The sequence below is a fragment of the Ignatzschineria sp. RMDPL8A genome, assembly GCF_029815055.1.
Lineage (GTDB): Bacteria > Pseudomonadota > Gammaproteobacteria > Cardiobacteriales > Wohlfahrtiimonadaceae > CALZBJ01.
In genome coordinates, this window is record NZ_JAPPWA010000002.1 from 504,585 (window position 1) to 518,046 (window position 13,462).

General features: G+C 46.7%; 13 protein-coding genes and 1 riboswitch. Of the genes, 9 read left to right on the plus strand and 4 right to left on the minus strand.

What is annotated here, in order from left to right:
- The first annotated feature begins 66 nt into the window (after positions 1-66).
- Positions 67-498, plus strand: coding sequence for a DNA polymerase III subunit chi (locus OXI21_RS03905; protein WP_279618252.1), 432 nt, complete (start codon positions 67-69; stop codon positions 496-498).
- Between the two features lie 35 nt (positions 499-533).
- Positions 534-1,133: a hypothetical protein gene (locus OXI21_RS03910; RefSeq protein WP_279618253.1), complete on the plus strand. Its 600-nt coding sequence runs from the start codon at positions 534-536 to the stop codon at positions 1,131-1,133.
- A gap of 124 nt (positions 1,134-1,257) precedes the next feature.
- On the opposite strand, the gene OXI21_RS03915 is transcribed toward OXI21_RS03910, so the two are convergent.
- From OXI21_RS03915 to OXI21_RS03930, 4 genes are all read right to left on the minus strand, one after another.
- Positions 1,258-2,166 carry a c-type cytochrome gene (locus tag OXI21_RS03915; RefSeq protein WP_279618254.1) on the minus strand — a complete coding sequence of 303 codons (909 nt, stop codon included), beginning with the start codon at positions 2,164-2,166 and terminating at the stop codon, positions 1,258-1,260.
- Positions 2,159-3,538, minus strand: coding sequence for a c-type cytochrome (locus tag OXI21_RS03920; protein ID WP_279618255.1), 1,380 nt, complete (start codon positions 3,536-3,538; stop codon positions 2,159-2,161). Before OXI21_RS03920 ends, OXI21_RS03915 begins: the two co-directional genes overlap by 8 nt.
- 335 nt (positions 3,539-3,873) lie before the next feature.
- A complete protein-coding gene (gene recN / locus OXI21_RS03925; protein WP_279618256.1) occupies positions 3,874-5,547 on the minus strand; it encodes a DNA repair protein RecN in 1,674 nt (557 codons plus the stop codon).
- 5 nt (positions 5,548-5,552) lie between these two features.
- The gene (locus OXI21_RS03930; protein WP_279618257.1) at positions 5,553-5,786 is read right to left on the minus strand and encodes a glutaredoxin family protein; all 234 of its coding nucleotides are present in this window, start codon (positions 5,784-5,786) and stop codon (positions 5,553-5,555) included.
- Between the two features lie 165 nt (positions 5,787-5,951).
- Between OXI21_RS03930 and OXI21_RS03935 the strand changes: the two genes are divergently transcribed.
- From OXI21_RS03935 to OXI21_RS03965, 7 genes are all read left to right on the plus strand, one after another.
- Positions 5,952-6,923 (plus strand): KpsF/GutQ family sugar-phosphate isomerase, encoded by a 972-nt coding sequence (locus OXI21_RS03935; protein WP_279618258.1) that lies wholly within the window; start codon positions 5,952-5,954, stop codon positions 6,921-6,923.
- Between the two features lie 3 nt (positions 6,924-6,926).
- On the plus strand, positions 6,927-8,906 hold the full coding sequence (locus tag OXI21_RS03940) for a UvrD-helicase domain-containing protein (protein ID WP_279618259.1): 1,980 nt from the start codon (positions 6,927-6,929) through the stop codon (positions 8,904-8,906).
- 45 nt (positions 8,907-8,951) lie between these two features.
- Positions 8,952-9,734, plus strand: a complete 783-nt coding sequence (locus OXI21_RS03945) for a hypothetical protein (RefSeq protein WP_279618260.1) — start codon at positions 8,952-8,954, stop codon at positions 9,732-9,734.
- A gap of 26 nt (positions 9,735-9,760) precedes the next feature.
- Positions 9,761-10,582: a TonB family protein gene (locus tag OXI21_RS03950; protein WP_279618261.1), complete on the plus strand. Its 822-nt coding sequence runs from the start codon at positions 9,761-9,763 to the stop codon at positions 10,580-10,582.
- Between the two features lie 51 nt (positions 10,583-10,633).
- The gene (locus OXI21_RS03955) at positions 10,634-11,407 is read left to right on the plus strand and encodes an ABC transporter ATP-binding protein (protein ID WP_279618262.1); all 774 of its coding nucleotides are present in this window, start codon (positions 10,634-10,636) and stop codon (positions 11,405-11,407) included.
- Positions 11,404-12,387 carry an iron ABC transporter permease gene (locus OXI21_RS03960; RefSeq protein WP_279618263.1) on the plus strand — a complete coding sequence of 328 codons (984 nt, stop codon included), beginning with the start codon at positions 11,404-11,406 and terminating at the stop codon, positions 12,385-12,387. The genes OXI21_RS03955 and OXI21_RS03960 overlap by 4 nt, the downstream gene beginning before the upstream one ends.
- A 414-nt stretch (positions 12,388-12,801) precedes the next feature.
- Positions 12,802-13,338, plus strand: a complete 537-nt coding sequence (locus OXI21_RS03965; RefSeq protein WP_279618264.1) for a protoglobin domain-containing protein — start codon at positions 12,802-12,804, stop codon at positions 13,336-13,338.
- A riboswitch (cobalamin riboswitch) is annotated at positions 13,302-13,455 on the plus strand. It overlaps the preceding gene by 37 nt.
- Positions 13,456-13,462 lie beyond the last annotated feature (7 nt).

The window sequence follows — 13,462 nt, forward strand, 5'->3', positions numbered from 1 at the left end:
TTACCTTAAACCACGAAATTTTCAGACTTTAGTGCAAAAATATTCAAGAGACGAGTAAAGGATTCCATGGCTGAGATCAGTTTTTATGTGTTGCCCACTGCAAAAGAGAGTGCGCGTCTTGGGTTGGTGCTAAAACTCGTGGAAAAAGCGTATGAAGCGCGGGAGCCGGCCTACCTTCTTTTTGATGATAAAGAATTTATGAACGATGCCGACCGCGCGATCTGGGGCATGCGAGATGATGCCTTTATTCCGCATACGGTCTTAACATCCGCTGACGATATTGATACGCTCGATCTGATCTATCTCTCGGCGGAAGAATTTGCGGTACCGAATCGCTCTCTGTTGATCAATCTCTCGCGCACCTTTCCAACGCGCCATACCGAATTTCAGCGCATTTTCGAGATTATCACCAAAAATCCTGACAGCATTCAAATTAGTCGGAATCGCTATCGTGAATATCGTGATTTAGGCTACGAGATTAAGACGCATATCCTATAATAGAGCTCACTTTACGAGCGAATGCAGGAGCGTTTATGCCATATCTATTAAAAATCGGTCAGTTCGATCAGATGCACACCGTGGGCGTTTTTGAGTTTGAGGAAAATATCCACGCCTTTATTCGATCGATCCCGTTTGTCGAGATTGAAACCTACGAGATCGATGATGTGACCTTTACCGATTATTCCATTCCCTATCAATCCTTGCCTGCGTCCTATTTAGTGCGTTATTGCGGGGCAGATTTTCTTTTGTCTCACACGATGTTTACCGATCATGAAAACGCGATCTTTTTTAGTTGGGAGCCGGTGCATCTTTGGGATGAGATGGGGAGCGATGAGGCAGATGAGCCCAATCTCATCGAAGGAATGACCCGCGTTGATGCCTATATTATTCCAAATGATGAGGCGCTTGCTTATATTGAATCTCGCGAGGCGATCGTCGTCGCGGTCACTGAGCATTTTGCTGAAAAAGGGATTCCCGTTTCACGAGAATTTGCCGGTTCTGAAGATGGAGAAGCGCTCACCTATACCGATGAATCCGGTTGGCATTTTCTCTTTCATCTTGACCCAACGGTTGTCAGAGCGTGGGATGAAAAAGAATCCGTTGAAGCGTTTTTAGCTGCGGAACTTGAATAACCGCCATAGATGCGATGTTTCACGTGTATCCAAGCATAAAAAATCCCCAGTAATGAATCACCATAAGTGACGATTACTGAGGATTTTATTTATTGGGTTATCAATAATTAAGAATTAATAACGATTAATAACGCGCATCTTTGGGTTTATTGCCATTTGGCCAGTCATTGACTTTACCGGGGAAGTCAGGACGGGGCATGTGAGTGAAAAACTCCGATACGTCAACGGCATCTTGGTCATCTAAGAGATTTCCTTGTCCCCAAAGGCCTTGGTGACTGATACTCATTGGCATCGCGTATTTCACAAACGCCGCCGCTTTATAAGTACGCGCCATTCCCGCACCGATATTGAAGGACTCATCGCCCCAAAGTGGTGGGAAAATAATGTCGCCGCGCTCATCTTTCAGGCCTTCGCCATTATTACCGTGGCACGATGCGCAGTTTTCTGCATAGATTCGTGCGCCACGAGTGGTATCGCCTACAAGGCTCTCATCTACCGGGCCTGCGATCGGAATATCGATCATTTGGCCTTTTGGAATATCTTTACTGAGCCAATCCATATAGGCGATCATCGCTTTCATCTCTTTGGACTCAACCGGAAGCGGTTTTCCATTCATTGATCGTTGGAAACAACCGTTGACGCGTCCCGCAAGATCAAGCTCTTTTCCAGAACGGGGCATGACGCGTGGATAGCGATTTTTCGAGTTGAGATAGTGCGCGCCGTATGCTGCTTTACCGCCAGCAATATGGCAACTATTACAGTTCATCGCCGCACCAACATTATCCGGTAGGAGACGCTTGGTATCGGTATGTAGGCGTTTGCCCCATAAGATCTCATCGGCATTGGGCTCGTTTAAGATCTCTACATCGCTTGGAATTGTATAGGTTCCGACGACGTTTTTATCTTTATCGATAACGTTATAAACCGTGCCATTGCTCTCGGTTAAAGGCGGTGCTTTCATGAGAGAATAGGCTGCAAATCCGCCCACAGCACAGATGGCGATTAGGGATGAAACGAGACGTAGCTTACTCATGGCGATCTCCTTGTGCGTTCGCATCATAGACGATATGCGGGGATTTAGTTTTGAGGAAATGGCGAGTACGCGCCACATCGCTCGGATCAACCTTCGGTGCTTGGTTGCCCCAGCTGTTACGAATAAAGTTGATCACTTCGGCAATATCTTCATCGCCTAAATGACTAAATCCGGGCATGGTGAACGCCATGATATCCGCAGGAGTTTCAGGCATTTTACCGCCATCAAGGGTGATCTGAATGATCGATTGAGCATTACGCGCAAAGATCGCACTGTTATCGGCAAGGGCAGGAATTACGCGAGCTACCCCTTTTCCGTCAACGCGGTGACAGGTAACGCAGTTATCCATATAGAGGATTGCGCCTTTTGATTTGTCTTTGCCTGCAAGAAGCGCTGCGGTCGTAGTATCTTCTTTCTTCGGAAGGGTGATTTCTTTACCCGGTGCCGGAGAGAGCGATTTTAAGTAATAGGCAATGCTTTCAATGTCGTGATCGGTGAAATATTGCGTACTGTGATTGATTACATCGGTCATCGCACCAAAGGCCGATACTTTATCGGTACGACCAGTTTTCAAGAAGGTTTGAATCTCTTCTTGGCTCCACGATTGTAGGCCGCGCGCTTCACCACGAAGGGATTTTGCACGCCAGCCATCAATAATCGCGCCGGATAAGAAATCATTCCCATCTTTCATTGAGTAGGCTTTTTCTTGATAAGCAATGCCGCGAGGGGTGTGGCAGGCGCCACAGTGTCCCGGGCCTTCCACTAAATATGCGCCGTGATTATAAAGAGCATCTTTATCGGTTTCAGGGGTAAATTCACGTTCGGGCGAGAAGAGGAATTGCCAGTACGCCACCGGCCAGCGCCAGTTTAAGATCGGAGGAATCGTCGAATCGGCGTTCGCAAATTTAACCGGTTTCACTTCCTTCATAAAATAGGCGTAGAGCGCCTCAATGTCCTCATCGGGCATGATGGTGTACGAAGGATAGGGCATCGCAGGGTAGAGCGGAGCACCATCTTGACGAACCCCATGTTTTACCGCAGTGGTAAATTCTGCGAGCGTATAAGTTCCGATCCCGGTCTCTTTATCGGGAGTGATATTGGTCGAATAGATTGCACCAATTGGCGTTTGCATCGCAAGGCCACCGGCATATTTAGGCGCGTTCGGTGCGGTATGACAGGCAGCACAGTCGGCGGTATGAGCAATATATTCACCGCGAGCAATGATCTCTGGAGAATAGTTGTTGGTAGCAGTTGACGCACTCGGAAGTGTACGGCTTTTGGTGATTGCTTTAGCGCCTCCATAGGCGCCCACAAACCCAATCGCAGCCACCACCAGAAGTGGAAGAAGCTTTTTTTTGCGGCGTGGATTCATAAAAATGATCCTCCTTATCTTTTCAATTAAAGGGCCCGGTCTCTACTACTTCGCTTTATTTTGTTTAGTTACTTTTTTATTTATATTTATACAATGTAAATTATCATAAAGATCGGCAAATACTAGTGGGAAGACGATATATCTTTTTTGTAAGTTGATAGAAGTCAGCAATTTCCCATTAAAGTGGGATTAATTGGCACGAAAATTGGTGGCGCTCCCTTCGTTTGATATAAAAAACGCCCATGCGTTAAAACCTAAACCGGCCGATACCTTGGGCCGATAAGCGTAATCTGCATGAGCGTTTTGTTTATTTATAATACGGTTAGTGAATGAAACTATACTTTTCCTGCATTCCCTTCGAGCATTTCGCGGGCGTGTTGATAGGTGGCATCGGTAAGTTTTACGCCGCCGAGCATGCGGGCAATTTCATCAACGCGGTGATCGCCTTTAAGGGTACGAATTGCGGTTTGAGTCGATTTTTCGCCTTTGGTTTTTTCGACTTTAAGATGGTGATGGCCAAAGCTCGCCACTTGCGGTAGATGGGTTACGCAGAAGACTTGGCGCCCGATACTAATATCTTGAAGATGCTTTCCGATAATTTCCGCAACTGCACCGCCAACACCGGTATCGACCTCGTCAAAGATCAATGTCGGTAGCGATGAGCGCATGCTTAAAATTACGGAGATGGAGAGGCTAATTCGCGCAAGCTCCCCACCGGAGGCCACTTTTCCAAGGGGTTGCAGTGGCTGGCCGGGGTTTGCGGAGACTAAAAACTCAATCGCCTCATTGCCGTAAGGATGATAGGGCATCGCGGGGACAAAACTCACCTCAAATTGCCCGCCTTCCATCGCAAGACCTTGCATTGAATCGGTGATTTTTTCATTGAGTTCCGCCGCGCCCGTTAAGCGAAGTTGGGTGATCTCATCGGCGCGCTCTTGCCATTCGTCTTTAAGAAGATCAATTTTTGCTTGCAGCTCTTCAAGCTCCTCATCAGAGACATCTTGCGATTTAAGCTCCGCTTCGAGCTCATGCTGTTTATCGAGGAGTCGCTCCGGGTCGATGCGGTGTTTTCGCGCGAGGCTGTTGAGCTCTTTCATCCGAGCTTCTACAATCTGCATCTCTTCTGGGTCAAAATTTTCAAGATCAAGACGGCGACTCAACTCATTTTCCGACTCTGAGCAGAGAATGAGCGCGTTATTGATCATATCGCCAAGGTCGTTAAAACTCTCGCTTTGGCGACTTAAGGTTTCCAAGCCTTGTTGCAATTGATTGAGCATGCGCGTGATGCCCTGATCGTCATTGCCAAGCAGATCAAGACAGTGCTGAATCCCGCTTAAACGCTCCTCAAAATTGCTCAGATAATCAAACCGATCGGAGATCTCTTCCCACTCATTTTCCTGAGGGGCGATATTGGTAAATTCAGCGAGTTGGAATTTTAAAAAGTTGATGCGATCTTGCGCTGCTTCATCTTGGTTTTTAAGATCGTGTAATTTAGTTTCCAGCTCTTGCAGACGGCGGGTAAGATCCGTTAGTTCCGCCACTTTTTCCGTTGAGCCCGAATATTGATCGACAAGTTTACGTTGTTCGCTTGTTTTTGTGAGCGATTGGTGTGCATGTTGTCCGTGAATATCGACGAGCTTTTCCCCAAGCGCTTTTAGGGCGTGAAGGGGCATTGATCGACCATTAATAAAGCCGCGGCTCCGCCCTTTTGAAGAGATAACCCGGCGTAAAATGCAGAGATCATCGCTATTTTCGATGGCATTCTCTTCAAGCCAACGTTTGGCATCGGGAATATTGCGAATATCGAAGGTTGCAATTACCTCGCCTTGATCGTGGCCTTGGTAGATCATCGAGGCATCGGCTTTGCCACCGAGCACAATGGCGAGCGCGTCTACCGTTAATGATTTACCAGCACCGGTTTCCCCGCTAATGACGGTCAGTTCCGGCTCAAAATCGAGGTTGAGCTCTTCAATAATGGCAAAATTGTTGACGTAGAGATCGATCAGCATGGCAATTATCCTTTCAAATTGAGTTGATCTAACAGCGTGTCGTAATTGTGAGGCGCGGTGAGGCAATGATCGCCATATTTGAGTACCGGAATTACCCAGCCAAACTCCTCGGTGAGCGCATCATTGCTTGCAATATCGATATAGTGAAATGCAATTTCATGGGCCTTTAAAAAGTCTTCCATCGTATCGCAAAGGTGGCAACCATCGGTGCCATATAAAATAAGCAAAGGGGCTGTCATAGATCGAATATCACCGTATTAAAATCGCGAATAAAGGGGCATTATAACGGAGTTTCATGGCAAACGTGATGATTTTGATCGTTTAACGCGCCAATTTGTCCCGCTAGGTTTCATCGCGGTTTTCCGTTATAATTTAACCTTTAATTTTAATCTTAATGGCACGACATGAATCAAACTAATTATATTAATCGCGCGAAAAAAGTCCTCGCGATTGAGTCCGAGGCAGTGTTAAATCTTCAATCTCAAATCGATGAGTATTTTATTGAGGTTTGCGAGCGCATTAAGAATATTAAAGGGCGCGTGATTGTGACCGGAATGGGAAAATCGGGCCATGTGGGCAGTAAAATTGCCGCGACCTTAGCAAGTACCGGAACGCCTTCTTTTTTCGTTCATCCAGCGGAAGCGAGCCACGGCGATCTTGGCATGGTAACGAAAGAAGATATCGTCATTGCGCTCTCAAATTCAGGGGAGACCGATGAGATTTTGGCGGTGGTGCCGATCATTGCGCGCCAATCAATTCCGCTTATTTCACTGACCGGAAATGCCGATTCCTCGCTCGCTCGTTTGAGTGATTATCATATTTTAGTGAAGGTGAAAGAGGAGGCCTGTCCTTTAGGGCTCGCGCCAACGGCAAGTACCACAGCGGCTCTTGCGATGGGCGATGCGATCGCGGTGACGCTCCTTGAGATGCGCGGATTTACCGCTGATGATTTTGCCTTTTCTCACCCTGGTGGAAAATTGGGGCGCCGTCTATTACTGCGGGTTTCCGATGTGATGGAACCCTTTGAAGATTGTGCGGTACTGCCAAAAGAGGCAACGCTCTCGGATGTGCTGCTTGAGATGACAAAATTCCCTGTTGGCATTATGGTGTCGATCGATTCTGCGCGCCGTGTGGAAGGGGTTTTCTCCGAAGGGGATCTTCGCCGAGTGCTTGTTAAAGGGGAAAACCCTACAGAATTGACGCTTGAAACTTGTATGACGACCGACCCTTACACCATCGAACACGATGCCTTAGCGGTGGATGCGGTGGCGCTTATGGAGGAAAAACGCATTACCGCACTGCCGGTATTAAGTGATGACAATGAGCTGCTCGGCGTTGTGAATATGCATCATCTTCTGAAAGCGCGAGTGATTTAATCCTTGTTTAATCTAAATCGAGAACAGGCCGAAGCGGTTCGCACCATTGATGCGCCGCTGCTTGTGTTGGCGGGCGCGGGATCGGGGAAGACCCGCGTCATTACGGAGAAGATTAAATTCTTAATCCGTGAGCGTTTCTATGCGCCAAAAACGATCTACGCGGTGACTTTTACCAATAAAGCCGCAAAAGAGATGAGTGAGCGTTTAATAAAAACGCTGGGGCGAGAAGAGGGGCGAGCGGTGCGGGTTTCCACCTTTCATACGCTGGGATTATCGATTTTAAAACGGGAAGGGAAAGCGGTTGGGCTTCGGAAAAACTTCTCTATCTATGACCAAAAAGATGCGCTTGAGCTGATGGAATCCCTTCTGCATGAAGATACCGATGCGGCGAAAATTGCCCTTGAACAGATCTCAACGTGGAAGAACGATAAAATTCTCCCCGATGAAGCGCTCTCTTTTGCCAAAGATGAGCTTGCTCAGCAAAATGCCCTCATTTACAAACAGTATGAAGCGCAGTTACTTGCCTATAATGCGGTGGATTTTGACGATCTAATTTTAAAGCCGCTACTGCTGCTTAAAAATGATCTTGAGGTGCGGAAAACCTGGCAAGAGCGGATTCGATATCTGCTTGTCGATGAGTATCAAGATACCAATCTCTGCCAATATGATCTGGTGCGTTATTTGATTGGTGATGGCGTGCATTTAACCGTGGTCGGCGATGACGATCAGTCGATCTATGCATGGCGTGGGGCGCGTCCTGAAAATTTGCATCAGCTCGAGAAGGATTTTACCGCGTTGAAACTGGTGAAATTGGAGCAAAATTATCGTTCCACCTCCCATATTTTAAATGCGGCCAACCATGTGATTTCCCTCAATCCCCATCTTTATGATAAAAAGCTCTGGTCGAGCCTTGGTGAGGGGGAAAAGATTGAGATTCATGAGTGTAAAAGTGCGGACGATGAAGCGAGTTTTGTTGCGATTACCATTCAACACGAGGTGATGTTTCATCATCGAAAATATCGTGATTATGCGATTTTATACCGAGGTAATCACCAAGCGCGAACTTTTGAGATGGCGCTTCGCATGCGCGGTATTCCCACAAAAGTGGTGGGTGGGGCGAGCTTTTTTGATCAGCCGGAGATTAAAGATCTGCTCTCATATTTAAAATTGATCGCCAATCCTGAAGATAGCGCCTCGCTGTTGCGAATTATCAATATTCCACGGCGGGAAATTGGGGCGGTATCGTTACGCAAGCTCACCGAGTTTGCCGATGCCAATCAATTAACGCTCTTTGAAACGCTCAACCATCCGCAATTGCACAGCTATTTAGGGCGACAAACGGCGCATCAATGTCATGCGTTTTATCAAATTATTAAAAAGTGCCAAGAGAAAGAATTTCAGGTGGCCGAGCTCTTTGAGCGGCTGCTTGCGCATATTGATTATGAGAGTTATCTGCGGGAAACCGCCGGATCGCCAAAAGCCTTTGAGCGAAAACAGCGCAACGTCTTAATGCTGTCTGATTGGTTTAAAGATCAGGGCAAAACGCTCGCAGAAATTCTCTCACATTTGACCTTGGTCTCTATTTTAGAAAATGAAGAGGAAAGTCGTGAGGAAGATGCGGTAACCTTAATGACGTTACACAGCGCAAAAGGGCTTGAATTTCCATCGGTCTTTATGGTGGGGCTTGAAGAAGATATTTTGCCCCATAAAAACAGCATTGATGGGGGCATGGTGGAAGAGGAGCGCCGGCTCTTTTATGTAGGCATTACCCGCGCGCGCGAAGAGCTTAAAATTACTTATTGCCGTCAGCGGAAGCGGTTTGGCGAATGGGAGAGCTGTCAGCCAAGCCGGTTTTTACGGGAATTACCGGATGAACACGCGATTTGGAAAAATAGGGAGACGGTGAGCGATGAGGAGAAGCGGGAAAAGACATCGCAGACCTTAAGTGATCTACGCGCGATGCTGAAAAATATGGATGATTAGAGATCTTTTTTTCATTAAAATAAATTGAATATTGAGGGAGGGAGCATGGGACGAACGACTAGTTGGGTGACGCGCCGCATTACAGCGTTGCAGTTTTTTGCAGGGATGGGTACGCTCGTGATCGTCTCCTGTTTGGCGGCGGTTGCGCTCCATTATTTTTACGATCTCCGCTTTATTATTGGCGTGCTCGGCATCGATGAGGCGAATCTTTACACTCGCGATCTCTATGAAATTAATATGGGCGTGCACCTCAATAATGATCTTAGCTACGCTCAAGCGACGCAGATTAATCAATCGAGTTTACAAAAGCTCTACGACCTTCGTTTTTATCTTGCGGGCTATGGTCTTTTTTACTATGCGGTCTTTGGTTGGCTCTATATTAAACGCCTTCATGACGTTAATCTTTCGGCGTGGTTTTCATCCCTCCCTTTGCTTCTTTTTTATGGAGCGCTTGCCTACTTTTTTGTCGAGGTGCGCGAGGCGTTTTTAAAGCTCGATCTCTCTGCGATTGAACTCTTTGAGGTGGGGACATTTATCTCGCTTCCCACTAAAGAGGGCTTTATGTCGGTGATCTTGCCACGGCTTGAATTTATCTTGATGCAGAGCCGGGATGCGCTCTTGGTCCTTGCGATTATGAGTGGCGTGATTTTCCTCTCGGCACTCTTACTTTTTAGTCGTGAAAGCCCCAATCATTACGGGGTGAAACTCAATTCGGGCAGTTATGAAAAGGTGATGGGACTCATTATGATTGTGGTGAGTGCGCTACTGCTTTACTATCTTTTCCACGGAATTATTATCGAGGAGTTTTTTGTCCCGAAAAAGGCGTGATGCGTGATTGAAGCAGGAGTATCGCTGTGAATGCAAAACCGATGAAAGGCTGGATTTTTAGCATAGCGCTACTCTTATCGCTTGGCCTAAATGGTTGGGCATTTCATCTTTTATCGGCTCAGCATCATCAGCAAACATTAACCCTTGCCGGCGCGCTCGCTGCGCTTCATTCTGCAAACGATCAGCAAGGTTTAGCAGAACCGGGGGCAATCCATTGGGTCGAGCTTGAGCCGGTTGAAACAGGATTAGATCCGACGGATTCAAAAGAGCCTGAACCGACCAATGACCCATTCAATGATCCCATTATTCCCTCAGCAATAGACCAAGTGATGAGTACAAAGGAATCGGAGGTCACCATTGATGCGCCCTCTAAAGCCCCCGAGTCTAATAATACTGATCCTAAAACTCCCGAATCTAAAAAAACTGAATTGAAACCTCACACGAAATCTCATACAAAACCGCCAGCGGAGAAAAAGCCCGTTACGCGTCCTCAAACGACCAAGATAAAGGCCAATCAACAAAAAAAAGGGGCGAAGCATGCCGGCGCGGTACAGATTGGCTTTCAAACACCGGCGCAACGCCATGGCATTGAAGGGCGAATTTTACGCGGCATCGAAAGTTGTTATCCTGAGATTTCACGGCGTCGAGGTGAAGAGGGAATTGTGCGGATCAATCTCTATATTAATCATCAAGGGCAAATGGAGCGGACGGAAATCACGCAAAGTAGTGGCTATGCACGGCTTGATCGTTGTGCAGAACAGGCGGTTAATAAGGCACTTCGCGGAGAGAAACTGAATCGGGCGGCAGGTGTTTTAGCATTACCTCCGATCCATTTTCGTTTACGGTAGAGGTGGGGATGAAAAGAGGGGAGACTGTGGAGATAGAGGAGGAGGGGCGTTATGGGTATTGAGATTGATGGACTAACGGTAATTAAAGGCGGGAAAACCCTGCTTGCGATCGATCATTGCCACATTCCTAAAGGGAAAAATATCGCCATTATTGGCCCAAATGGCACCGGAAAGAGTACGTTTTTGCATGCGCTATTACGGTTGATTGAGCGCCACTCTCTCTCGTATCGCTCGATTACTATTGATGGCCGGTCGCTCGATCGTTATTCCACGCAAACGCTTGCCCAAACGCTCGCCTTTTTGCCGCAAACACAAACGATCGATCCTTATATGACGGTGGAGATGTTGGTGGAGATGGGGCGGTTTCCGTATCGGGGGCGCGATGCCCAAGAAAATGAATCGATCATCCAGCGCGCGCTTCAATTAACAGAGATGACCAGTTTTAAAACCCGTAGGCTCGGGGAGCTAAGTGGTGGTGAGCGGCAGCGAGCATTTTTCGCCTCAATCCTTGCGCAAAATACCCCTTATCTTTGCTTGGATGAACCGGCAAGTTTTCTCGATCCCAAATATCGCCATACCCAAAATGAGTTGATCTGCGCCATTCATCAAGATCCGAACATGCCACAATCGACTATTTTACGCGTGACCCACGATATTAATGATGCGCTCGATTATGCCGATTATCTGATTGCGCTTAAGGGTGGAAAGATTTTAGCAATGGGGAGCATAGAGGTGATCTTAACGGGCGAGCTCCTCGAGACGCTCTTTGAGATTCCGTTTCGATTTGTGCAGGATACCTCTGGGCGAGGAGCATTCTTATCATGAAACAGCGAATGTATCTGATCGGATTGACGCTCTGCGTGCTGATTTTATTGGGGTGCGTGCCGTGGTTTTTTCCCAGCAATTTGACCGGTTTGTGGGATGATCAAACACGTCACTTTGCAGACGGATTTGAGCTCATTAAGACCTTTCGCCTTCCGCGATTGATGGCGGCGGGAATGATTGGCGCAGTGTTAGCACTATCGGGGATGATCTATCAAGCGATGCTGCAAAATCCTCTTGCCGAGCCCTTTATTTTAGGTGTTGCCAGTGGGGCGGCGCTCGGGGTGGCGCTCGTGATCCATTTTGGGATTTCAGTGGGAGCCTTGTCTATTTTTGGGCTATCAAGTACGGCAATTGGCGCGTTTTTGGGGGCGCTCGCGGTAAGTGGGCTAATCTATCTATTGAGCTTTCGTCATCTTGAAAAGACGCTGACGCTGCTGCTTGTGGGGGTGATTTTAAACTTCTTTATTTCGAGCCTGATTATGTTATTGCAAGCGATCGGTGAGCCCCATAAAGTGCTCGCGATGATCGATTGGATGATGGGCCGGCTGACACTCGTGGAGTCCCATGAACTTTGGCAATTAGCGGTGATAAGTGGGCTCTTTTTATTGGCGATCTACCGATTATCCCCGCATCTTAATCTCCTCTCTTTAGGGCGCGTTGCAGCGCAAACTCGCGGGCTTTCGCTAAAACCAGTGATCTCCCTTCTATTTATTATGGTGAGCGTGGTGGTGGGGTATGCCGTCTCGCTCGCAGGACCAATTGGGTTTGTGGGGCTCATTGTGCCGCATATTGTGCGAATTACCTTAGGCAATGATCATCGCCAAAATTGGCCGGTGGTGGCGTTACTTGGTGCTGTTTTATTGATGAGTGCCGATCTTGTGGCGCAAACGATGCTCTATCCCGCCGATCTTCCTGTGGGCGTAATCACCTCGATCTTGGGCGCACCACTCTTTTTATACCTTCTATTGTCGAATAAATAATTGCTTCTCTTTGCAATTGATTATCAGAATCTGGTGGAGAGGATTTCCAAATGAGAGCGATTAAAAAAATTAATATTGTCGCCATCTTCGATTGGTATGAATTGTAATAATCGACTACAGATAATCGATAGGGGGCTGTTTATGCCGATTATTGTTAGCTTTGTAGCAACTCTACGGTTTTTAGTGACAATATTTTTCCGTTTTAAATTATAATCTTAATATGCGTTAAAAAGACTTAACATTTCTTAATTAATAGGCTATGATTCTGTCGTCAATTGGGAGTCATACGCTCGTCATAGTGTGCTGACATAATGGTACGGTTAATAAACGAACTGATGATGCGCGTGGTCTTCAAATTAAAAAGATAAAGGCAAGACACGCTTTAATTAATTAGCTTAATTATAGGAAGGAAATATGTTACAGGACGTTCGTGCGAATGATACAGATTTAGATGCGTTACTCGATATCAACCAATTTACAGACGAAGATTTAGCGCGTCTTAAAAAAGTCGGTGAGATTATCGTTCCTCAGTTACCTCAGTTAACCGATCGTTTTTATGATCAATTAACCAACAACTCAGCAACCGCGCCATTTTTAGAAGGCCGTTTAGAGGCGTTAAAACAGACGCACTTTAACTGGTTAAAAGGGTTATTTACCGGGGTGATGGATGCGGCATACGTTAAAACTCAATGGGAGATTGGCCGCGTTCACGCAAAAATGCACATTGCGCCACTCTTTGTTGCGTCAAGCATGAGCTATTTGCGTTCAGAAATGCCAAAATTAGTAACGGATGATCAAGCGCAGCAAATCAATGAAAATAGGGATGATATTGTTGCATCTATTCTCAAATTATTAGATATTAGTCAGTTCGTAATCGACCGTAGTTATTACGATCGACTGATGGAAGTAACGGGAATTTCAAAAGCATTATTACATCGCTTAATGAGCTAATTCATTGCGATCATAGGGAAGTAGGTGAGAATCCTACGCGGGCCCGCCACTGTAATAAGAGCGTCTTCCACTTGGAAGGCGCTTTTTTAGTCAGACCCCTATATTTATTCATTCATCGACTCTC

What these genes read in the sequence shown, in the direction of transcription:
- OXI21_RS03905 (WP_279618252.1), top strand. Translation starts at nt 67, where the DNA reads ATGGCTGAGATCAGTTTTTATGTGTTGCCCACTGCAAAAGAGAGTGCG.
- OXI21_RS03910 (WP_279618253.1), top strand. Translation starts at nt 534, where the DNA reads ATGCCATATCTATTAAAAATCGGTCAGTTCGATCAGATGCACACCGTG.
- OXI21_RS03915 (WP_279618254.1), bottom strand. Translation starts at nt 2,166, where the DNA reads ATGAGTAAGCTACGTCTCGTTTCATCCCTAATCGCCATCTGTGCTGTG.
- OXI21_RS03920 (WP_279618255.1), bottom strand. Translation starts at nt 3,538, where the DNA reads ATGAATCCACGCCGCAAAAAAAAGCTTCTTCCACTTCTGGTGGTGGCT.
- recN (WP_279618256.1), bottom strand. Translation starts at nt 5,547, where the DNA reads ATGCTGATCGATCTCTACGTCAACAATTTTGCCATTATTGAAGAGCTC.
- OXI21_RS03930 (WP_279618257.1), bottom strand. Translation starts at nt 5,786, where the DNA reads ATGACAGCCCCTTTGCTTATTTTATATGGCACCGATGGTTGCCACCTT.
- OXI21_RS03935 (WP_279618258.1), top strand. Translation starts at nt 5,952, where the DNA reads ATGAATCAAACTAATTATATTAATCGCGCGAAAAAAGTCCTCGCGATT.
- OXI21_RS03945 (WP_279618260.1), top strand. Translation starts at nt 8,952, where the DNA reads ATGGGACGAACGACTAGTTGGGTGACGCGCCGCATTACAGCGTTGCAG.
- OXI21_RS03955 (WP_279618262.1), top strand. Translation starts at nt 10,634, where the DNA reads ATGGGTATTGAGATTGATGGACTAACGGTAATTAAAGGCGGGAAAACC.
- OXI21_RS03960 (WP_279618263.1), top strand. Translation starts at nt 11,404, where the DNA reads ATGAAACAGCGAATGTATCTGATCGGATTGACGCTCTGCGTGCTGATT.
- OXI21_RS03965 (WP_279618264.1), top strand. Translation starts at nt 12,802, where the DNA reads ATGTTACAGGACGTTCGTGCGAATGATACAGATTTAGATGCGTTACTC.